This is a genomic window from Syntrophorhabdaceae bacterium (assembly GCA_036504895.1).
Lineage (GTDB): Bacteria > Desulfobacterota > Syntrophorhabdia > Syntrophorhabdales > Syntrophorhabdaceae > PNOM01.
This window is the reverse complement of sequence record DASXUJ010000072.1, coordinates 1-18,885: the sequence shown is the minus strand read 5'-3', so window position 1 is coordinate 18,885 and position 18,885 is coordinate 1. Positions and strand designations below refer to the sequence as shown.

Here is an 18,885-nt window from a genome sequence, read left to right as displayed (position 1 = left end):
CCGAAATGATGCTATGTATATAGGCTGCGATACACATTATCCCTAAAGGAGGTTCTCTATGGGTTCGGAAGGAAGACTTGCATTGGTCACAGGCGCCTCGATGCCGCGCGGTATCGGCAGGGCCGCAGCGATCGCCCTGGCACGAGACGGAGCGGATGTGGTGGTAACGGGTTACAACAATATGGCCGGCGTCGAGAAGGTAGCGGAAGAGATCAGGGCCCTGGGACGCAAATCAATGGCTCTCAGGATGAACGGGAGAGACTACGGCGACACCCAGAAGGGCTTTGCCGCCATCAAAGAGAAAATGGGACCCGTCAGTATCCTCGTCAACAACGCAGCCCAGATGCGCCGCATGGTCACCGTGGCGAAGACGAATGTCGACGACTGGGACAGCGAAGTAAAGCTCTGCCTCAACTCCGCCTTCTACTGTATCAAAGAGGCATGGGCAGACATGTGCGCCAACAAGTGGGGCCGCATCGTCAATATGACCTCCGTTGCGGGCGTCATGGGCGGCTCGGGACAGTCGAGCTACGGCGCTGCCAAGGCAGGACTCATCGGCATGGCTAAATCGGTTGCCCTGGAGGGGTCACGGTTCAACATCACCGCCAACTGCGTGCTCATCGGCACGGCTAACACGGAAGCCTATTATGAGCCCATTCCCCAGGAGGTCCGGGAGAGGTTCGAGAAGAGGATCGCCTTAAGAAGACCTGCCGAGCCCGAAGAGATCGCCGAAGCGATCGCCTTCGTCTGCTCCGACAAGGCGGCATATATGACCGGCTCCATCGTCAACATGATGGGCGGCCTCGATCTGTTCGTATTTTAAACACACCCTGCCACACCTCAAGGTAGGATGGGCAGCAAGCCCGGGAGGGCCGGCTATTCCGGCCCTCCCTCTACAATACTTTTTCCTTTCTTTGAAACCGGAACCCCGATGCCATGGTATGTCCTTCAGAGTCCTGTTCATTAATCCATGACCTTTTGTGACCCCATATGGAGCGTACCCTGCCCGTCAGCCATGCTAAGGGAAGGTCCTCCTGTGGCTCGTATTTTTCCAGATATTCAATGAAAGGTTTTCCCTCCCCATCAAAGGGCGCAAGCAACGCATCATGTCCGCCGTCGAATTCAACCGGGGGCATGCTGTTTTTCGCGCAAAGCTCCCGATCGAACGCGGGGGTAACGCTGAGCCACCTACCCTGAATGTAAAGTTGGCTGAAGCCATGAGCGGGCAAGATATCGGTTCCGATCGCCTCCCGTAAGTGATTTGGGAGTCTGTGGTTTCTGATTTTCGCAAAGGCCAGCCGCGCCGGTATCCCTACTGCCCGCCCCAGGGCCGTAAGAAGTATTGCCTTCTGAACGCAATACCCCTGCCCTCTCTCAAGGGTAAGGCTTGCCCTGAAGTCATCGCGGTGAGTGGAGATCATATAAGGGTTATACCGAATGAGGTCGCGGACAAAATAGTAGAGCCTTACCCCTTTCTCGCAATCCGAAAGAAGACCGGAGGTGAGGTCCTCTGCAACGCGTCGGACCGCCTCATGGTCCGCATCTATAAAGAAGGTCGATCGAAGGCAGGTGTCCATAGGATTCTATTTATCTTTCTTCCCGGATTTTACCATGATATGTTGCGCATAGACAATCCGGAACGATCGGGGAGCTGTCCGGCATGGGCTGGATAACCTTCAGACAAAGGATCTACAATTGTCTCTAAGCAGCCGATTTAACGCTAATATTTTATATCACTACCCGCGCGAAGGCTTCTCCGTAATTGACTGCCTGGACGCGATCATCTCCTCGTAGCCGCGGGGCGTAATCATAATATTGTTCCAGGTAAAAGTTTTCGAATTGCCGATTATCACCGTGGTCTGCATGTCTATCTCATGATCGAGCATTCCTTCGAGGGTAGTGAGCACCGCGCTCTCATCTTCCCTCATGGCCCGCCTCACAATGCCCACGGCAGTGGCAGGGGCCCTGTGCTTCGCAATTATCTCCGCTGCCTTTTTTAAGTGGCCCGCCCTGCCCCGGCTCCTGGGGTTATACAGGACGATGACGAAATCGGCCATGGCGGCGGCCTCAAGCCTCTTTGCGATGGTTTCCCACGAGGTAAGCCTGTCGGAGAGGCTCACGGATGCGAAATCGTGCATCAGGGGCGCGCCTAGTCGCGCCGCGGATGCGTTGAGGGCAGAGATCCCGGGAATCACCTCCACAGGAGGCAGGGGTCTATCGCCCGGCTTCATCAATAGCTCGAAAACCAACCCTGCCATGGCGTAAATACCCGGGTCGCCGCCGCTTATCACCGCCACGGTGCTCCCTTCCCCAGCAGCCTGAATCGCCCCGGCGCATCTCTCTATCTCGTGCGTCATGCCCGTGGAAAAGACTTTCTTATTACCGAGAAGGTCCCTGATCAGAGCAACATAAGTGCCATAGCCCACAATCACCTCAGAATCCCTGATCGCGGAAATGGCACGGGGCGTCATGTGCTCCCTGCCGCCGGGGCCGATGCCGACCACATAGATCCTTCCGGGCGGCGTGTGACCTTTAGGTCGCCCCTCCACCGGCCATGCCTTTGACCTCTCAGCCACCGCTACGGTCACATTTCCCCTCTTCTCTTTTCTCACGAGAAGAGACGCTGCCCCGGCCCCGAGAAGCGCTGAAGGCTCGGCCACCGCCTTGGCCCCGGTGGCTCTTCGGGCGGCCTCCGAGACCGTTATCCCGGCCACTCCGTTAAGCTCGGAGGCGGTAAAGGAAAGGAGCTCCAGGGAATTTCTCGCGCAGAAGGCTTTGATTCCCGGCTCCCCGGTTTTTATGTCAATCGTGGCAAGGCGGAATAGGGAAAGAAATGAGAACCCGTGCTCGTCGAGCACTGCCCTCACCGTTTCCTCGATCTCCTCAACGGATGTCCCACGGTTGCATCCTACCCCGACTACGAGGTTTCGGGGCCTGAGGTAAAGGCCTTCACCGGGGGTATTTCTTCTGTTCGTTATCAGGATATCCGCATTTTGAGGGTTATCGACCCGTGTGAGCCCGGTGGGAAGGTCGATCTGCGTCCCGCTGTAGACATTTAAATTCCCTTTATCGAGTAACCTCGCGCCTGTTTTTGGGAGGAGACTCCAATCTTCGATGGCAAGGCCCTCTTCGCGGGCCCAGAGGTCGAGGGAAGGGAGTCCCGCCACGTCGGACCCGGTGGTGATGACCGCGTGGGCCCCCAAAAAGGCGGCGATCTCCTTCGTCCGCGTATTGGCGCCGCCGAGATGGCCACTCAAGAGGCTGATTACGTTCTGCCCCTTCTCGTCGAGGAGAATCACCGCGGGATCGGTCCGTTTGCCCTTCATGAGACCCGAGATAGTCCGCACCACAATACCGGCGGCCATGACAAAGAGAAGCGTTCCATAAGAGCCCCACAATTCCTCCACCGCCTTTCTCGAGAATTTCCGGATCGTCAATGCGGGATAGAGCCTCCCGAGACGCACCCCGAGCCCCCGTCCTTCACGGGTAATATAAAAGAGGGCCGTCCTATTTTCTGTACTCATGAGTGAAGTCCTTGTGATATAGCTTCGATTCCTTGCCCAGTGGCCCGACAGAGGCTCTGAGAGATTCGCCCACATAGATAAGGGCTGTCTTCCGTATGCCCGCCTCTTCAACGATCTCGACCATCTCTTTCAATACCCCCCGTACCACCTTCTGATCGGGCCATGATGCCTTTTCGATGACCACGAAGGGCGTCTGGTCTCCATAGCCTTTCAGAAGCTCCTCCCGGACCTCTCTGATCAATCCTGCGCTCAGGAAGATCACCATGGTCGACCCATGCCTGGCGAGCGCGTCGAGTCGCTCCTTCTCCGGAACAGGGGTCCTCCCTTCCATCCTCGTAAATATGACGGTCTGGCTTACCTCGGGGATGGTGAGCTCCTGGCCCAGAACCGCAGCCCCTGCCATGGCGGATGAGACCCCCGGCACCACACAGTAGTCAATACCCAGCTGTTTCAACCGTTCGATTTGCTCCGATATGGCACTGAAGAAGGATGTGTCTCCCGTGTGGAGCCTCACTACCATGCGCCCCGCGGAAACAGCCGAATTCATCACCCCGATAATCTCATCGAGGGTCATCCCCGCCGAATCGTATATCTCGGCCTTTATGCCTTCGAGGAGCGCGGGATTGACGAGACTGCCCGCATAGACTACCACATGGGCCTCATCGAGAAGCCTCCGTCCTTTCAGGGTGATCAGCTCCGGGTCCCCGGGACCCGCGCCGACGAAGTATACGGTCCCTTTTTCTTTCATTTTCGCACGATCACCAGAGAAAAATAGTCCATGTCAGCCTCCGTGAGGGATGTAATATCTTCTATGACCTTCTCGCCTTCCATTCCCACCCTCGAGACATACACAGCCTTTCCGGTAAGGCCCGTTTCATCGAGGGCGCGGCGGACCTTTTCCATGACTTTATAGACCTTCATCAGCACCACCGTATCGAATTTTTCAAGAATCTCCCGCAGATGCTCCTCATATGGGGCAGGGATCAATGCGATCTTTCCGTCTCCGAGCCCGAGAGAGAGACAGGCCCGGGCGGCCGACGCATTGATAGAGGAGACCCCGGGAATGATCTCGATCTCAAGTCGCGGGTCCGATCGGATAAGTCTGTCGTAGATGTTGAAAAAAGTGCTGTAGATAGCGGGGTCGCCGATGGTAAGGAATGCAATGTCGCGGCCCTCATTGAGCCTTCCCGCAATCGTTTCGACTGCCCCGTTCCATTCCAGGTCGCATGCGCCATGGGATTCGTCGCGTGACGCCTTCACCATGGGAAAATGCACCTCCACGACCTCTTTTCCGCTGAGGTCTACCGCCTTGCGCGCAATGGAAAGGGCGAGGCTGCTCCCCTCTTCCCTTCCCTTGGGCACCACGATGCAGGAAATTCTTCCGAGAGTCCTCGCGCCCTTCAGGGTCAGCAGTTCCGGGTCTCCCGGCCCCACCCCTATGACATAGAGTTTTCCCGCCTTCATGGCTTTTCTCCACGTATGATAAAGACCGGGTTGAGGGCCTTCAAATATCTCCTTTCTCCCAGCTCTTTTAATCTGGAAACGCTGACCTGGGATAGGTCTATCTGAAAACCACGGGCCTCGAGCTCCCTGACCGCCTCATCGACCGTCTCCAGGGTCACGCAGTTTATCACTATTGCGCCTGCACGCATGCGCTCACCTGTCAGAGCGATAATCGCCGCCAGCGAGCCGCCGCTTCCCCCCACGAATACCCGGTCCGGATCAGGCAGTGAATCTAATGCGTAAGGTGCCTCACCCTTTACAATCTCCATATTGGAAAGGTCGAATTGCCTTTTGTTTTGCTTCATATGGGCGACCTGCTCGTCGTCCCGCTCCACGGCAAAAACTGAGAGTCCCGGAGACAGGCGGGCCGCCTCGATCGAAAGGGACCCCGATCCTGCCCCTACATCCCAGAGCACCCCTTCTGACGGCAGCCTAAGTTTATGGAGTGTTACCGCCCGGACCTCGTCTTTCGTGATAAGTCCCCGGGAATGGCTAAACTCCTTTTCGGTAAGTCCAAACCGTGCTGCGGCGGAGGGAGGCTTTTTGTATGTTTCGGACCCTCTGTCTGGGCCCTTTCCCCCTGCATGGGACCCAAGAAGGATCACTACATTGAGGTCGGAGAAGGTCTTTCCGGCGATCTCTTCAGGTGCTCCTGAGGTGATCATCTCTTGCTCTCCGTATCCCAGCTTCTCACACACAAAAATCTTCACGGGAGGCAGCGCAGGCAGGGCGACAAAGACCTCTGCAATCGCCGTGGGATTATTTGTGCCGTCTGTCAGTATGGCGAGCTTTCCATATTCCGCCAGGAGAGAGGGCAGGTCGGCGAGAGTATAGGCCCTGGTGCCTTTTCCGGGAATTAGTCCCCCGTGAAGGCTCATGAGAAAGGCATCGTCCCATCGCTCCCTGATCCGCGCGAATGCGACCTGGACGCTCGAGAGGTCGGGAAACACCTCGACCCCTTCTCTTCCACATCGGGCGATCACCTGTCTTCCGATCCCGTGGAACATGGGGTCCCCCGACCCGAGAAGGACTATGGACTCTACCTCTCTCTTCCTCTCGATGTAATCAAGGGTTTCTCCCACCCTGTCTATGATCTTCACCTTCCCCTTCACTTCAGGATAGTCCGCATACTTTTGGAAGACTTCAAGAAGCCTGGGAGATGTGAGGATAACATCGGCCGCGCCGAGAATCCGCCGGCACCGCTCGTCAAGAGGTTTATGCCCGATGCCTACTATATATACTTTCTTCGCTGTCACCTATAATCTCTCCTTCATAAGATACGAGATGGGCAATAACGGGAATCCCCTTCGCCATCTCCTCAGCATATTCCTTCACCCCCATACATACCGATGCGAAACCAGGGAAGGGAAAACCGGGGAGCGCGGCCAGCTCCGTATAAAGCTCTCTCGCCGTATTGAACATACGGCCCCCTGGAACGGGGATGCCCATCCTTCTCAAATGATCCGCCCCCTTCTGGGGATCGATGGCGCCGTGACGCACATGGGTTTCCGGGGTAGCCATGGATATTTTCAGCATCTTCGCCCACTGGGCGCTGATATGGATCCTTCTGAAGCCGTGCTCCCGGGCCTTGCCAAGGGAGAAGGCCAGGTAATCGCCCATCATCACATATGCCTCCTCCGGATAAGCATACTTCTTCATGTGGGCCTTCTCCGAAATCCTTCCCACGGAAAGGACGATCTCCGTGCACCCTGCCGCCTTAGCCACATCCATGGACGTGGAGATCGTCGCGGTCCATGCCCCCGCGGACAGGGGCTTCACGATGCCGGTCGTGCCGAGTATGGAGATGCCGCCTATGATGCCGAGCCTTCCGTTCAATGTCTTCCGGGCCAGGGACTCTCCTTCGGGCACGGAGATCGTGATTTCTATCGCCCCCTTATTGTCGGATCCAAAAAATTCCTCCCTTGCCTCCATCACGGCGTCACGGATCATTTTTCTCGGCACGGGCGTTATGGCTGCTTCCCCCACCGCTACCGAGAGTCCGGGTTTGGTGACCCTTCCCACACCCTCTCCGCCCCTGATAAAAATATTCTCCACGCCTTCGCGCATGGTAGCTGTGGCAACGATGGCAGCTTCATTGGTTACATCAGGGTCGTCTCCGCCATCCTTGATTATCGTTGCCGAGGCAGCCGGGCCTGAAGGACCTTTTGTAATAGTAAGGCATCGCGCGAGAAACCGTACTCTATCGCCCGATGGTAGTGGGATCTCCACTTCCGCCCCGTCCGAAAAATTGGGTTTCCTGCCGAAAAGGAGCATGACCGCTGCCTTGGCTGCCGCGGCTGCGCAGGCGCCTGTGGTAAACCCCGTCCTCAGTTTCTTACCACTCGATGCCATGTCTCGCTTTCACGCCCTTTTTCCAATAATGGGTGACCTCTTTCATTTCCGTTACCAGGTCGGCCCTCGTCATGACTTCTTTAGCGGCATATCTCCCCGTGATGATGAGCTCGACATTCTCGGGTTTTTTCTCCATCAGGTCGAGGAGATCGGATAGGCTCACAAGGCCATAGTGGACCGCCACGTTCACCTCATCCAATATGACCACGTCATACCCATCCGATTCCAGGACCGTTCGTGCCTCGCGGAGCGCTTTGTTCGCCCCCTCCTTATCAGCGCCCGTGGGTCCCCCTTCTCCGATCAGTCCCGCTCCGAATTTTCTTATGGTAATGAGGTCGCTCAGGCGTTCCTCTATGATCCGGTGCTCGGCGCACCTTCGGGATTTTACGAACTGGATTATGCAGATTCTCATGCCCGCCCCCGCGGCTCTCAGGGCAAGACCGAGGGCCGCGGTGGTCTTGCCTTTTCCCTCGCCTGTATATACCTGAATGTACCCTTTTTTCATATACCCGTCTTTTCCTTGTCAGGGGGCGGACGGTCAAAGAGACTCACCATCCTCAGGATCTCCCTTCGTGCCTCGCCGATGGTAAGAGGGACCGTATCGAAGGGTATTTTATCTTCATGCTTCAGACGATAGATAAGTTCCGCTATTTGAGGAAGGCGGAGCTTTACCTCCTCCATCTCCTCAGGGGCACCGAATACATCCTCGGGCCTTCCTCCCCTGACGATGGCCCCCTTACTGAGAATATGAAGAGAATCGAGAAAAAGGGGCACAAGGTCTACGCTATGGGTAGCCATCACAATGGTCACCTTCTCTTCGTCGTTTAGTTTCTTGAGGAGGGTCATCATCTTGTACTCGCCCATGGGGTCGAGTCCCGCGGTAGGTTCGTCAAGGAGGAGAATCTCGTGTCCCATTGCAAGAAGCCCCGCAATACAGACCCTCTTCTTTTGTCCGTAGCTCAGGTGGTGAATCGATTTCTCCCCGTAAGGCTCCATTTCGACGGCAATAAGCGCCTCCTTCACCCTCCTCGCTACTTCCTTCTCTTCAAGCCCCATGTTCAGGGGACCGAAGGCAACGTCCTCGAATACCGTGGCGGCAAAGAGCTGCTCATCGGGATTCTGAAATATGAGCCCCACTTTCCGGTAGATATCCCTGGGAGTCAGTTTCCGTATATCCTCCCCGTCGAGACGGACCGCTCCCGCGTGAGTTTTAAGGAGGCCGTCCATCAGTTTCAGGAGCGTTGTTTTCCCCGATCCGTTCGATCCCAGAATACCGCAGAATTCACCCTCCTTCACGTCGAGGCTAATCTCTCCCATAGCCCTCGTGCCGTCAGGGTACTGAAAGAAGTCTATCTTTAAAGCGAGTCTGATCATATCGCCCATAAAAACACCACTGCCGTAAGAAAAAGGGCCGACCCAAAGACTTCCCGTGCCCTGAAGGGTCTGTGCCTCATCATAGGAAGGTTGCCGTCATATCCCCTCCGGGTCATTGCCGAAGCCGTCATCTGGCTATGCTCCAGGGCTTTGAGGGTAAGGGATCCGGCGAGCATGCCGAAGGAGCTCAAGCCCCTCCTTAGATTCGAATAGCCGAGCCTGTTCTTCTGGGCGCAGTAGATGACTATGGCCTCATCGGAGAGCAGGAATATGTACCTGTAGGCGAACATGAGCGTTTCGATAATACCTTTTGGGATCTTGAGCCATGAAAGGGCGGAGATGATATGGGTGAAAGGCGTGGTGAAACTGAGGATCGAGACGACCGATAGGGCGCCGCCGATCCGCGCGGCCATGGCAAGGCCGTCGAGGAGCCCGTCTTTATATCCCGTTATCTTCATCCCCCCAAGGGACAGGTAAAAAAGGGGCTCTTGACCGGAAAAAAAGAGCTTGATAAGAATCAGAACCAGAACCAGGGCAAGAGGTTCCGAGAACCTGAGAGACCACGTTCTTGCGGGTATTCTTAAGTATATGCACATGATGATCATGGCTGTTACGAGAGAAAGGGGGAGAAGGAACCCTTTGGAAGCCACGACAAGCACGAGGATCGCAGCTGCCAGCAGGATTTTCAGCCTTCCGTCCACTCGCTTAAGGATGTGGTCCCGTCCCGGCATCTCCGATAATATGGCCGTCACTTCTTATTTCCTCCTTTACGGGTGCGGCCCATGAGAGACCTCCAGTGGTATCCCGCTACGAACCCGCCTGCCGCCCCCGCGAGAAGGAAGAGAAAGAGAAGAAGGTCGCCCTGGTCCGTGGGAATAAGGCTTCCCCTCGCCTCCCTTCCATGTTCCTTCGCGAACTTTTCCACCACTGTCGTGTCGATCCCCTGCCATTTTTCATTCCCCCATGCGGCGGCATAATGACCCGCGAGAAGGGCGGCCATTATAAGAATGAGGGGCAGATATCTCATCCCTGTCATCGCGCGGCCTCTTCCTGCTTCAGGATATGCATCTTCACCAGCAGGTCCGGTCTTCTTCTCAAGAGCAGCGATATCATGCCGGCTGTAATGGCGCCCTCCAATATGCCCAGTGGAACCTGGGTAGGCACAAAGGCCGCCGCGATTTTGAGGAGAAGCGGAAGAAACGGTCCATCTCCCCTTATGCCCGATGCAAGCTCGACCGAGGTGGTGAAATAGGTCGCCCAATCTGCGCAAAGACCCGCCGCAAAGGCGCAGGCGACCATATTGACCCTTGCCGCCCTCAGGAGCCTGAAAGCCAGATAACCTGTAAAGGAGCCCATAACTCCCATGGAGAAAATATTTGCCCCCAGGGTGCTCACGCCGCCGTGAGAGAGAAAGAGGGCCTGGATAAGAAGAGCGCATGCGGCGACGATCACGCTTATGGAAGGTCCCAGAAGAATAGCCGACATGGCCGTGCCGCATGGATGGGAGGTGGAGCCTACGACAGGCACCGGAACAGGCATGCTTGAGATAATGAATACCAGGGCGGTCACGAGCCCCACAAGGGGCTTGAAAGCCATATCTCCCCCTGCAGCTGCTTTGAGTTTGTAAAGCCCAAGGGCGATAAAGGGCGCAGAAAGGGCATACCAGAATATAGCCCAGTGCCACGGGAGTATGCCTTCCGAAACATGCATGGCATGGACATCGGGCACGAGTAAAAAATAGAAGCCAAAAACAAAGAGTAAGGCCTTTCTCACACTGCCTCCGAAGCCATCTTCAGGAGTGCATTCACGATCGCTACTGCCACCGGCGTCCCGCCTTTCCTGCCCAGGTTCGTGATGTACGGCAAAGACTGGGCAGCGAGCAAGGTCTTTGATTCGAGGGCTTTCACGAAACCCACGGGAACGCCCACCACGAGGGGAGTGAAGGTCCTGCCCGTCCCGTTCGTCAGCACTTCGATCGTCTTTAAAAGGGCCGTGGGCGCATTTCCTATTGCCACGATCCCCACATTTCCCGCGAGACCGCGCTCGATAGAAAGGGCTGCACGGGTATGCCCGGTATGGGCCGAAGTCGCCGCCACCTCCTCATCATTAATGGCGCATCTTACGGCCCCGCCCCACGGCTCGAGAAGTTTCCTGCTGATGCCCGCCCGTACCATCTCAACGTCGGTGACGATATCCATTCCCGCCTTTATGGCTTCAATACCCGCCTTTATTGCGTCCGGACTGAAGCGCAGGGTATCGCCGAACTCCAGGTCTGCCGTCGCATGGATCACCCTTCTGACTACAGGCGCCTGGTCGGAAGGGAACCTGCTTAAGTCGAATTCCCCCGAAATTATCTCGAAACTTCTCTTCTCGATGTCTGCCGGCTTGCCGATCGCGCTCGTGCCGAGTCTCTCGATCACGATCTCCACGAGTTTCTGGTGAGGCCCCAGGGGGTCGGTATAGACGAATTCCACGTGGGGATAGAGATTACGTGCTTCCGCGATCTTCGCGGGTATATCCTTGGTCACATGCATGCCCGCGCTCAGGAAGAAGGGATGGACCGTGATCTTCGAAGCCCCGCCCTTCACGCATTCCGCGATCGACTCCATGATGCCCGGCTTGCCATACTGGAGGTATGCGATCTTGACACACTCCGAGGTGCATGCGGGATGTATGGCGCTGTGAAGGGCAATTCCAAGGGCATCTACATTATTGGCATCCTGCTTCGGGCTGCCATGTCCTATTATCAATATATTTTCCATATTTACCGGCCTCTCTTTCTTGCATTCTCGATAAAAACTTCCGCTATACGGGGATTACTGCCGAAATGGAGATGGATGTAGCTTGCCAGGGTATTGAGGCAGATGAACCCTTCGCCTCCGGAAGCCGCCGGTTCTCCTGAGGCGTTCTCCACGGAATAGACCTTCAGGAAGCCGGGAGCCGCCCCCTCGTCCACAATCTCGGAGTAATGGAACTCGTGACCCCGGGCTGTTTCCCCTTTCCTGCCTATTATACAATCTTCAATGAATGCGACCCTGCGGTACCCGAGCCGCGACCGCCCGCTTTTCATCCTGGTCTTAAAGGGAAATATCCCTGCCATCTCATGAAAGTCCCCCTCGAAATCATAGATGCCTTCCGAGAGGTACATGAGCCCGCCGCACTCTGCGTAGATAGGTCTACCCGCCATTGCCCAATCCTTCACCGCTTTTCTCATGGCGCGATTCCGGCTCAGCTCCGCCGCGTGGACCTCGGGATATCCCCCTCCTATGTAGAGGGCGTCAGCCCCGTCCGGTATCGCCCTGTCCGTAAGGGGGCTGAATCGCACGATCTCCGCCCCCGCGCGCTTCAAGAGGTCGAGGTTATCCTCATAATAGAAGTTGAAGGCCCTGTCATAGGCAACGGCAATGCAGCAGGAATCGCGCTCCTGAAGGGACTCCACGCCCGGCTGCTCTATTCGGCCGAAATCCGCGGTCACCTCCGATTCAAGAAGGGCATCGAGATCGATGAAGCGCTCCACTACTTCCCCGAGCCTGTCGATCTGCCCGGCCTTCATCGGGTTCTCTTCAGCTACCGCCAAACCGAGATGCCTGTGGGGAATCTCAAACTCGAGGTCCCGGGGCAGATAACCCCAGACCGGGATTTGAGGGGTTGCCGCGGCAAGGCGGCGAAAATGCTCCGGGGAGGCTACCCTGTTAAAGATGATCCCCTTGATTGCGACCCCTTTTTCTGCTGCGTGCTCCTTAAAACCTCTCGCGAAAGCAGCCGATGTTTCGGCCATGCCGTATCCGTCAATCACGAGCGCCACGGGCAGGCCCAGCTCTGCTGCAAGGGAAGCGGTGCTGAAGTCGCCGTCAAAAAGGCCCATCACTCCTTCCACCACCACGAAATCCGCATCGAAGGAGTAGGTTTCCAGGCATTCCTTCACGTACGATTCCCCGCACATCCAGAGGTCCAGGTTCCGTGACGGCCTGCCGGTGATCACGCCGTGGAGCCCTGTATCGATATAGTCGGGGCCTGCCTTGAAGGACTGCACCCTGATACCTCTTGCTTTTAAGGCAGCGAGGACCCCGAGGGTCACGGTGGTTTTGCCGCAGCCGCTGTGGGTTCCCCCTATCACTATGCCGCGCATTTCGCCATCTCCTCGAGGAGCCGCAGGTTATGATCCCTGGATTTTACCGCGACCCGCATGTAGGTGCCGTCAAGACCGGCGAAGTTGGAGCAGTCCCTTACCAGTATCCCTTTCCGGGCGAGGGCCGCTCTTACCTCAGCCCCCTTCTCCATTTTCAGGAGATAAAAATTTGCGGCCGAGAGGAGATAAAATATTCCGAGACGCCGGAACCCCTCTTCAAGAATCTTCTTCTCTCCCTCGATTACCCTGAAGGTCTCCCTCCTGTATTCGAGGTCATCGAGGGCCGCGACAGCTGCCTTCTGGGCAAGGGTGTTCACCGTCCACGGCTCCTTAGCGTCCCGGAGCTTCTTCGCAAGGTCCGGAAGCACGGCTGCGTACCCGATGCGAAGCCCCGAGAGGGCGTAAAATTTTGTGAGGGACCGGAGCACCACGAGATAAGGGTTACGCTCCACCTCGTCGATGATCGTCGCGTCGGGACAAAAATCGATAAAGGCCTCGTCCACTATGAGGATGGATCGGCTACGTTTTGCCCCTTCGGCGAGCCTTAGCATCTCCGTCCTTGGAATCAGCCTGCCGGTGGGGTTATTGGGGTTACAGAGAAATGCCATATCACATTGGGACTGAAAACCTTCACTTCCATCCATCGCCCGAAGGAATTCATCGGGGCTCACGTCGAAGGACCTTCCTCTATCTGTCTCATATGAGACAATATGGACGCTCCGGTCCATCTCGCATGCCCTCCGGTATTCGGAAAAAGTGGGGTCAGGGATAAGGACTCTTCGAGGCTTCAATGCCCTTGCGATCAGGTAGATAAGCTCGGTACTCCCATTGCCGCATATAATGCGGTCCTCGCCTATACCGGTCTGTTCGCTGATTTTGAGGCAAAGCTCCCGGGTATCGGGATCGGGATAATGGACGAGCCGCCCCATCTCCCCGATCATGGCTGAACGGGCGCTTGCCGGAAGACCGAGAGGGTTTATGGAGGCACTGAAATCCAGGATCTCCTCCTCTTTCAGGCCATACGACCGGGCACATCGGTAAATATTGCCGCCGTGGTTCTCTCCCATCACATCCCGCTCCTTAAATACCGGGCAAGAACGGCAACACCGAAGGCAAGTATCGCCGTCACCCATACTATTCTCATCTCCTCGTGAATGGCCGGGATAAAATCCTCTCTTGCAGACTCCCCGATATAGGCTTTATTCACGGAGACGCCCTGATACAGGGAAGGCCCTCCCATACGTACGCCCAGGGCCCCTGCCATAGCCGCTTCGGGGATCCCGCTGTTGGGGCTCGTGTGATTCCGCCCGTCCCTTCTCATAGTCCTGTAGGAACGACGGACGGAAGCTACGGACCGGCTGTGCCGATTGCACATATTGAGCACGAAAACCGAGGCGACCACAAGGAGGCCCGTAATCCGGGCGGGTATATAATTAGCCAGATCATCGAGCCGCGCCGATGCCCATCCCAGGTGAAGATAAGTTTCATTTTTGTATCCCACCATGGAATCAAGGGTATTGACCGCCTTGTATGCCATGGCAAGAGGCAGCCCTCCCAAGGCAAAATAGAAGACCGGCGCCACCACCCCATCGGAGAGGTTTTCCGCAAGGGTCTCCATGGCCGCGGTGAGCACCTCTTTTTCCGTAAGATTCTCCGTGTCCCGCCCCACGACCATACTTAAATGCCGTCTCGCCTCAGGGATATTTCCGGAATATATGGCGCGCACCACGAGGAGCACGGAATCTATGAGGCCCCTGAAGGCGATCGTGGTGGCGATGAGATAGACAAAGAGCACGCCTCCCACAATGGCGGATAGATTGCCCGTGATCCAGAAGACCGTTTTCTCGAGAGCATATGTCACTGCCAAAACAGAGAGGACGAGCCCTCCCGCCAGGAGCATGCCAGCCCGTTTCAGTTGTCCGGGCGTCCCGCATTTCTTCCGGAGGAAGGCTTCCGCGTATGCAATCACCCTCCCCATGAGCCTCACCGGATGAGGAAGCCACAGAGGGTCTCCTATGGAAAGGTCCATAAAGAAAGCGAGTATGAGGGCCTGCCACTCCGTCATAGGTGAAGAAGCTCCTCTATAAAGGGTATGTCCATATTTTCCTCCACCATGCGGGCGAGATTGTCTATTCCCTTTTCCCTGGCTGCGCCATAATCAATGCAGGATTGCAGGGGCTCGAGGCCTCTCATCCTCCGGACGGTATCGAGCATATCCCTTCTGAAACGATCGTTATCGAATATCCCGTGGATATAAGTGCCCCAGCAGTTGCCCTTACGGGAGCCGTCGGCATATTCCTCGATGTCCCTTCCGGGATTCCCGCCTCGGGAGAGAGCCTTCACGCGAAAAAGTCCGACCTCCCCCACACTCTCTCCCATGTGGATCTCATATCCCGAAAGAGGACCAAGGCCCTTTTGCCCCCAGCCGGTCCCCGCGGGCGTCGCTTCCACCCTGCGAGTCCGCTTTTCCGGTCCGAATAGGGTATCGAGATCGAGAAGGCCGAGTCCGTCCGTCTCAACACAGTCACTCTCCACGCAGCCGGGATCGTGGATTTTTCTTCCCAACATCTGGTAACCGCCACACATTCCCATTACCATGGCGCCCTTGTCTCGCGCCTTCCGCACGCTTCCGTCGAGGCCCAGTTGTCGCATATAGGCAAGATCCTTCATGGTGTTCTTCGTGCCGGGAATGATCACAAGGTCCGCGTTTTCAATGTCGGAGCCGCTCGCGGAAAAACTGATCTCCACGTCCGGTTCGTGGTAAAAGGGATCGAAGTCGGTGAAATTGGAGATGTACCTGAGCCGTACCACCACTACCCGGATGGGCGCCGCGGAAATTCCGGTCCTGTACTTCGGGCTCTGAGAGAGGGCCATGCCGTCTTCCTCAGGCAATCCCAGGTCCGATACGTAAGGCAGCACGCCGATGACCGGGACTCCTGTCTTTTTGGTGATCATATCGAGGCCCGGCCTCAATATCTCCACGTCCCCCCTGAATTTATTGATCACAAAGGCTTTGATCCATCTGCGGTTCTTCCCCACGAGCTTTACGGTCCCGTAGAGAGAGGCGAAGACCCCACCCTTGTCAATATCTCCCACGAGGATTACCGGCGCCTTCGCGTGCCTCGCCATTGCCATGTTCACTATGTCCACATCCATGAGGTTGATTTCAGCGGGACTGCCTGCCCCCTCAATCACAATTATATCGTATGCCTTCGAGAGCCTCGAATAGGAGTCCCTCGCCGCTTCCCATGCTTCTTTTCTGAAGGCATAATATTCGGTGGCCTTCATGGTGGAATGGACTTTTCCCTGGAGGACGACCTGAGACCCCATCTCTCCCGAGGCCTTGAGCAGGACCGGGTTCATGTGGACGGAAGGCTCTATCCGCGCTGCTTCAGCCTGGAGGGCCTGGGCCCTTCCGATCTCGCCCCCTTCCATGGTCACATAGGAATTGAGGGCCATGTTCTGCGACTTGTAGGGCGCGACGCTCAACCCCTTGTCACGGAAAATCCTCAACAGGGCCGCGGCAATGAGGCTCTTTCCCGCACCCGAGCCGGTCCCCTGCACCATCAGCGCCTTAGCCATGGATGACCTCCCCTCCGGCCCGGTATCCACTCCCCCGGCACTTCGTCTTTCGTCGCTCTTTCCCTATGTGTACCCATAACATCTTCTAATCCGACGCTTCCGATACTCCCGCCTCTTCAAAGGTAGCCATCTCTTTATATACCTTCAACCCGCCTTCAATGAGAAGCATTGCGAGCGCACCTCCCGTGCCTTCCCCGAGACGTAAGCCCAGATCGATTATAGGCGTGAGCCCCATGGTCTCCAGCATGAGCCGATGACCTTGCTCGACCGAATTATGGGCCGCGAATATATAATCTTTCACGTGAGGCTGGAGGGCATATGCGATAAGGGCTCCGGCGGTAGAGATGAGCCCGTCCACGACAACCGGGATGCGGTGAGATGCGGCGCCGAGGATAAGTCCCGCGATGCCCCCTATCTCCGCCCCGCCTACTTTCATGAGCACGTCAATACCGTCTTTGGGGTCCGGCTTGTTGACCCGGATGCCCTCTTTTATGGCGGCAATTTTCTTCGACAAACCCTCATCCGAGACACCCGTGCCCCTTCCCGTCACCTCGGAAGCCTCTCTTCCTGTAATGACTGCGGCAATGGCGCTCGAGGGGGTAGTGTTTCCTATACCCATATCGCCGGTGCCCATCATTTTACACCCCTTCGACGCATAGGTATCCGCGAGCTCTATACCTGCCTCCAGGCATTGAACTGCCTCCTCCCGGGACATGGCCGGTCCCCTGACGAAGTTCCTCGTCCCCTTCATCACCTTCCGGTCAACGAGCCCCTCAATTCCCCCGAAATCAAAATCCACGCCCATATCCACGATCACTACCTCTGAGCCGGCGTGTCTCGCCAACACGTTGATACCCGCGCCGCCGGCAAGAAAATTTTGCACCATCTGAGGCGTAACCTCCTTGGGGTAAGCCGACACGCCTTCCTCCACGACCCCGTGGTCTGCGGCGAAAACGAAAATCACCTTCTTGTCGATCACCGGCATGGGATCTTCCGTGATACCCACTATTCTACGGGCAAACTCTTCGAGCCGGCCCAAACTACCGACCGGCTTGGTAAGGCTGTCAAGGCGAGCCTGTGCCGTAGCCTTCCATTCTTCTTTTACGGGTGTGATGCTCTTGATGGTTTTCTGTAACAGTTCCATTCTTCCTCCTCCCGGGATATTGTGTCTCCTGTGCCTTGCGGCCTTGTGGACCCTTTCTCTTCATTACTGCTCCCGTGAGCCGGACAACGCGACAGCCCCCATTGAGGACAGTCGCAGGTAAAGGTCTGAAACAAAAAATCCTCAAGGCGGAAACGCCTTGAGGATTGCACCCTGTTTACTTTATCCTCTTCCTCCGCGGGAACTCTGCCCTTCCTTTCGCATGAAGCGGAAAGACAGCATTCTTCAGGCAGGTCTTCTGGCTCCCGGTTCGTCCTACTCGCCTGCCTTCCCAAATCGCGTTCAGTGGCTCACTTGGCTTTCGTCCCCGGTTACAGCGGCGGGACCGCTCCCGATTGAGATCCTGACGATCTTTCACGGGATTCCCTATTATGCCTTTCGGCACCCGAAGTACTCAATATATAGCACTGCTCCCTAAAGGTGTCAACAAGAATGACGGGTGAGGCACGAGATTTCCTTTTCGTCCATCCAGTCGGACGATAACGGTAATTCGTTTCGTGACATCGCAGGGTGAAGCCCCTGCCTTTATACTTCTACATAGGCCGCCGGGAAGCTCCACAGGGGGCCTCTCTGTTGGACCATCCCTTATGGTTAAAGGCGCCGCTTATGCGTTATTTCCCCACCTCTTCAACCATCGTGCCTTTACATCGGGATTTACCGTATACATGGGGAATTCTCCTTTCAGTGCCTGCACGACCTGCGTCATCGGTCTTCTGTAAAGGTCGACCTGAGAGGTGAGGGAATGCCACGCGCTGTGTCCCGTCAGTATCACATTCGGGAGTGAAAGGATCTCGTCATTAAGTGGTATGGGCTCTTCTTCGGTGACGTCTATCCCTGCTCCCGCAATAAGACCCTCTTTCAAGGCACGGACGAGGCCCTTCTGGTCGACGCATCCGCCACGGGACGTATTGATGAAATAGGCAGTCCGTTTCATCTTCTTGAATTGATCGTAGCCGAAGAGATGGCTCGTCTCGGTGGTGAGAGGGGTATGGGTGGTGATGAAATCCGATTTTTTAAGGAGGGTGTCGAAATCGACCGGCGTGACGCCCCTGCTTACCATAACCGGTCCCAGTACATAAGGGTCGTAACAGATCACCCGCATGCCGAGTCCCCGGGCCTTGAGAGCAGTCACCGTCCCGATCTTGCCCATTCCCACTATTCCCAGTGTCTGCTCCTGCATGCGGAACATAGGGTGAATAATATCATTCAACGCTTTTTTGTCAACCGTATACGCCGTGCCGCGGGCATGCACGTCTTTG

At 56.3% G+C, this 18,885-nt stretch carries 19 protein-coding genes and 1 riboswitch; of the genes, 1 reads left to right on the top strand and 18 read right to left on the bottom strand.

Going from position 1 to position 18,885, the window contains the following annotated elements; translation table 11 throughout:
- The first annotated feature begins 58 nt into the window (after positions 1 to 58).
- Entirely contained in the window at positions 59 to 823 is a 765-nt protein-coding gene (locus tag VGJ94_09930; GenBank protein ID HEY3276929.1) for an SDR family oxidoreductase, read from the top strand.
- A gap of 70 nt (positions 824 to 893) precedes the next feature.
- Here the strand turns inward: VGJ94_09930 and VGJ94_09925 are convergent, their stop codons facing one another.
- The 18 genes from VGJ94_09925 to VGJ94_09840 form a co-directional block, all read right to left on the bottom strand.
- Positions 894 to 1,577 (bottom strand): transglutaminase-like domain-containing protein, encoded by a 684-nt coding sequence (locus VGJ94_09925; GenBank protein HEY3276928.1) that lies wholly within the window; start codon positions 1,575 to 1,577, stop codon positions 894 to 896.
- Positions 1,578 to 1,736: 159 nt separating this feature from the next.
- On the bottom strand, positions 1,737 to 3,524 hold the full coding sequence (cobJ, locus tag VGJ94_09920) for a precorrin-3B C(17)-methyltransferase (protein ID HEY3276927.1): 1,788 nt from the start codon (positions 3,522 to 3,524) through the stop codon (positions 1,737 to 1,739).
- Positions 3,508 to 4,272, bottom strand: coding sequence for a precorrin-4 C(11)-methyltransferase (gene cobM / locus VGJ94_09915; protein ID HEY3276926.1), 765 nt, complete (start codon positions 4,270 to 4,272; stop codon positions 3,508 to 3,510). Before cobM ends, cobJ begins: the two co-directional genes overlap by 17 nt.
- Complete coding sequence (cobI, locus tag VGJ94_09910) at positions 4,269 to 4,988, bottom strand: precorrin-2 C(20)-methyltransferase (GenBank protein HEY3276925.1); 720 nt, start codon at positions 4,986 to 4,988, stop codon at positions 4,269 to 4,271. Before cobI ends, cobM begins: the two co-directional genes overlap by 4 nt.
- Positions 4,985 to 6,283, bottom strand: coding sequence for a precorrin-6y C5,15-methyltransferase (decarboxylating) subunit CbiE (gene cbiE, locus VGJ94_09905; GenBank protein HEY3276924.1), 1,299 nt, complete (start codon positions 6,281 to 6,283; stop codon positions 4,985 to 4,987). Before cbiE ends, cobI begins: the two co-directional genes overlap by 4 nt.
- Positions 6,243 to 7,379: a cobalt-precorrin-5B (C(1))-methyltransferase CbiD gene (gene cbiD / locus VGJ94_09900; protein HEY3276923.1), complete on the bottom strand. Its 1,137-nt coding sequence runs from the start codon at positions 7,377 to 7,379 to the stop codon at positions 6,243 to 6,245. The genes cbiE and cbiD overlap by 41 nt, the downstream gene beginning before the upstream one ends.
- Positions 7,363 to 7,884: a cob(I)yrinic acid a,c-diamide adenosyltransferase gene (gene cobO, locus VGJ94_09895; GenBank protein HEY3276922.1), complete on the bottom strand. Its 522-nt coding sequence runs from the start codon at positions 7,882 to 7,884 to the stop codon at positions 7,363 to 7,365. Before cobO ends, cbiD begins: the two co-directional genes overlap by 17 nt.
- Positions 7,881 to 8,762 (bottom strand): ATP-binding cassette domain-containing protein, encoded by an 882-nt coding sequence (locus VGJ94_09890; protein ID HEY3276921.1) that lies wholly within the window; start codon positions 8,760 to 8,762, stop codon positions 7,881 to 7,883. The genes cobO and VGJ94_09890 overlap by 4 nt, the downstream gene beginning before the upstream one ends.
- Entirely contained in the window at positions 8,750 to 9,505 is a 756-nt protein-coding gene (cbiQ, locus tag VGJ94_09885; protein HEY3276920.1) for a cobalt ECF transporter T component CbiQ, read from the bottom strand. Before cbiQ ends, VGJ94_09890 begins: the two co-directional genes overlap by 13 nt.
- Positions 9,502 to 9,789 carry a hypothetical protein gene (locus tag VGJ94_09880; GenBank protein ID HEY3276919.1) on the bottom strand — a complete coding sequence of 96 codons (288 nt, stop codon included), beginning with the start codon at positions 9,787 to 9,789 and terminating at the stop codon, positions 9,502 to 9,504. Before VGJ94_09880 ends, cbiQ begins: the two co-directional genes overlap by 4 nt.
- Positions 9,786 to 10,526 carry an energy-coupling factor ABC transporter permease gene (locus VGJ94_09875; protein HEY3276918.1) on the bottom strand — a complete coding sequence of 247 codons (741 nt, stop codon included), beginning with the start codon at positions 10,524 to 10,526 and terminating at the stop codon, positions 9,786 to 9,788. Before VGJ94_09875 ends, VGJ94_09880 begins: the two co-directional genes overlap by 4 nt.
- Positions 10,523 to 11,515 (bottom strand): precorrin-8X methylmutase, encoded by a 993-nt coding sequence (locus VGJ94_09870; protein ID HEY3276917.1) that lies wholly within the window; start codon positions 11,513 to 11,515, stop codon positions 10,523 to 10,525. The genes VGJ94_09875 and VGJ94_09870 overlap by 4 nt, the downstream gene beginning before the upstream one ends.
- Before the next feature lie 2 nt (positions 11,516 to 11,517).
- Entirely contained in the window at positions 11,518 to 12,882 is a 1,365-nt protein-coding gene (locus tag VGJ94_09865; GenBank protein HEY3276916.1) for a cobyrinate a,c-diamide synthase, read from the bottom strand.
- On the bottom strand, positions 12,870 to 13,949 hold the full coding sequence (cobD, locus tag VGJ94_09860; protein ID HEY3276915.1) for a threonine-phosphate decarboxylase CobD: 1,080 nt from the start codon (positions 13,947 to 13,949) through the stop codon (positions 12,870 to 12,872). The genes VGJ94_09865 and cobD overlap by 13 nt, the downstream gene beginning before the upstream one ends.
- Positions 13,949 to 14,947 carry an adenosylcobinamide-phosphate synthase CbiB gene (cbiB, locus tag VGJ94_09855; protein HEY3276914.1) on the bottom strand — a complete coding sequence of 333 codons (999 nt, stop codon included), beginning with the start codon at positions 14,945 to 14,947 and terminating at the stop codon, positions 13,949 to 13,951. The genes cobD and cbiB overlap by 1 nt, the downstream gene beginning before the upstream one ends.
- Positions 14,944 to 16,464: a cobyric acid synthase gene (locus VGJ94_09850; protein HEY3276913.1), complete on the bottom strand. Its 1,521-nt coding sequence runs from the start codon at positions 16,462 to 16,464 to the stop codon at positions 14,944 to 14,946. The genes cbiB and VGJ94_09850 overlap by 4 nt, the downstream gene beginning before the upstream one ends.
- A gap of 85 nt (positions 16,465 to 16,549) precedes the next feature.
- Positions 16,550 to 17,608, bottom strand: coding sequence for a nicotinate-nucleotide--dimethylbenzimidazole phosphoribosyltransferase (gene cobT / locus VGJ94_09845; GenBank protein ID HEY3276912.1), 1,059 nt, complete (start codon positions 17,606 to 17,608; stop codon positions 16,550 to 16,552).
- 228 nt (positions 17,609 to 17,836) lie between these two features.
- Positions 17,837 to 18,030: riboswitch (cobalamin riboswitch) on the bottom strand.
- A 200-nt stretch (positions 18,031 to 18,230) separates the two neighbouring features.
- A partial coding sequence (locus VGJ94_09840; GenBank protein ID HEY3276911.1) for an NAD(P)-dependent oxidoreductase occupies positions 18,231 to 18,885 on the bottom strand: 655 nt, incomplete at its 5' end.

Excerpts from the sequence above, each read along its gene's own strand:
- cobM (HEY3276926.1), bottom strand. The coding sequence starts at position 4,272 with ATGAAAGAAAAAGGGACCGTATACTTCGTCGGCGCGGGTCCCGGGGAC.
- VGJ94_09850 (HEY3276913.1), bottom strand. The coding sequence starts at position 16,464 with ATGGCTAAGGCGCTGATGGTGCAGGGGACCGGCTCGGGTGCGGGAAAG.
- cobD (HEY3276915.1), bottom strand. The coding sequence starts at position 13,949 with ATGGGAGAGAACCACGGCGGCAATATTTACCGATGTGCCCGGTCGTAT.
- cobJ (HEY3276927.1), bottom strand. The coding sequence starts at position 3,524 with ATGAGTACAGAAAATAGGACGGCCCTCTTTTATATTACCCGTGAAGGA.
- VGJ94_09865 (HEY3276916.1), bottom strand. The coding sequence starts at position 12,882 with ATGCGCGGCATAGTGATAGGGGGAACCCACAGCGGCTGCGGCAAAACC.
- cobI (HEY3276925.1), bottom strand. The coding sequence starts at position 4,988 with ATGAAGGCGGGAAAACTCTATGTCATAGGGGTGGGGCCGGGAGACCCG.
- VGJ94_09880 (HEY3276919.1), bottom strand. The coding sequence starts at position 9,789 with ATGACAGGGATGAGATATCTGCCCCTCATTCTTATAATGGCCGCCCTT.
- cobO (HEY3276922.1), bottom strand. The coding sequence starts at position 7,884 with ATGAAAAAAGGGTACATTCAGGTATATACAGGCGAGGGAAAAGGCAAG.
- VGJ94_09890 (HEY3276921.1), bottom strand. The coding sequence starts at position 8,762 with ATGGGCGATATGATCAGACTCGCTTTAAAGATAGACTTCTTTCAGTAC.
- VGJ94_09930 (HEY3276929.1), top strand. The coding sequence starts at position 59 with ATGGGTTCGGAAGGAAGACTTGCATTGGTCACAGGCGCCTCGATGCCG.
- cobT (HEY3276912.1), bottom strand. The coding sequence starts at position 17,608 with ATGGAACTGTTACAGAAAACCATCAAGAGCATCACACCCGTAAAAGAA.
- cbiD (HEY3276923.1), bottom strand. The coding sequence starts at position 7,379 with ATGGCATCGAGTGGTAAGAAACTGAGGACGGGGTTTACCACAGGCGCC.
- VGJ94_09925 (HEY3276928.1), bottom strand. The coding sequence starts at position 1,577 with ATGGACACCTGCCTTCGATCGACCTTCTTTATAGATGCGGACCATGAG.
- VGJ94_09870 (HEY3276917.1), bottom strand. The coding sequence starts at position 11,515 with ATGGAAAATATATTGATAATAGGACATGGCAGCCCGAAGCAGGATGCC.
- cbiB (HEY3276914.1), bottom strand. The coding sequence starts at position 14,947 with ATGACGGAGTGGCAGGCCCTCATACTCGCTTTCTTTATGGACCTTTCC.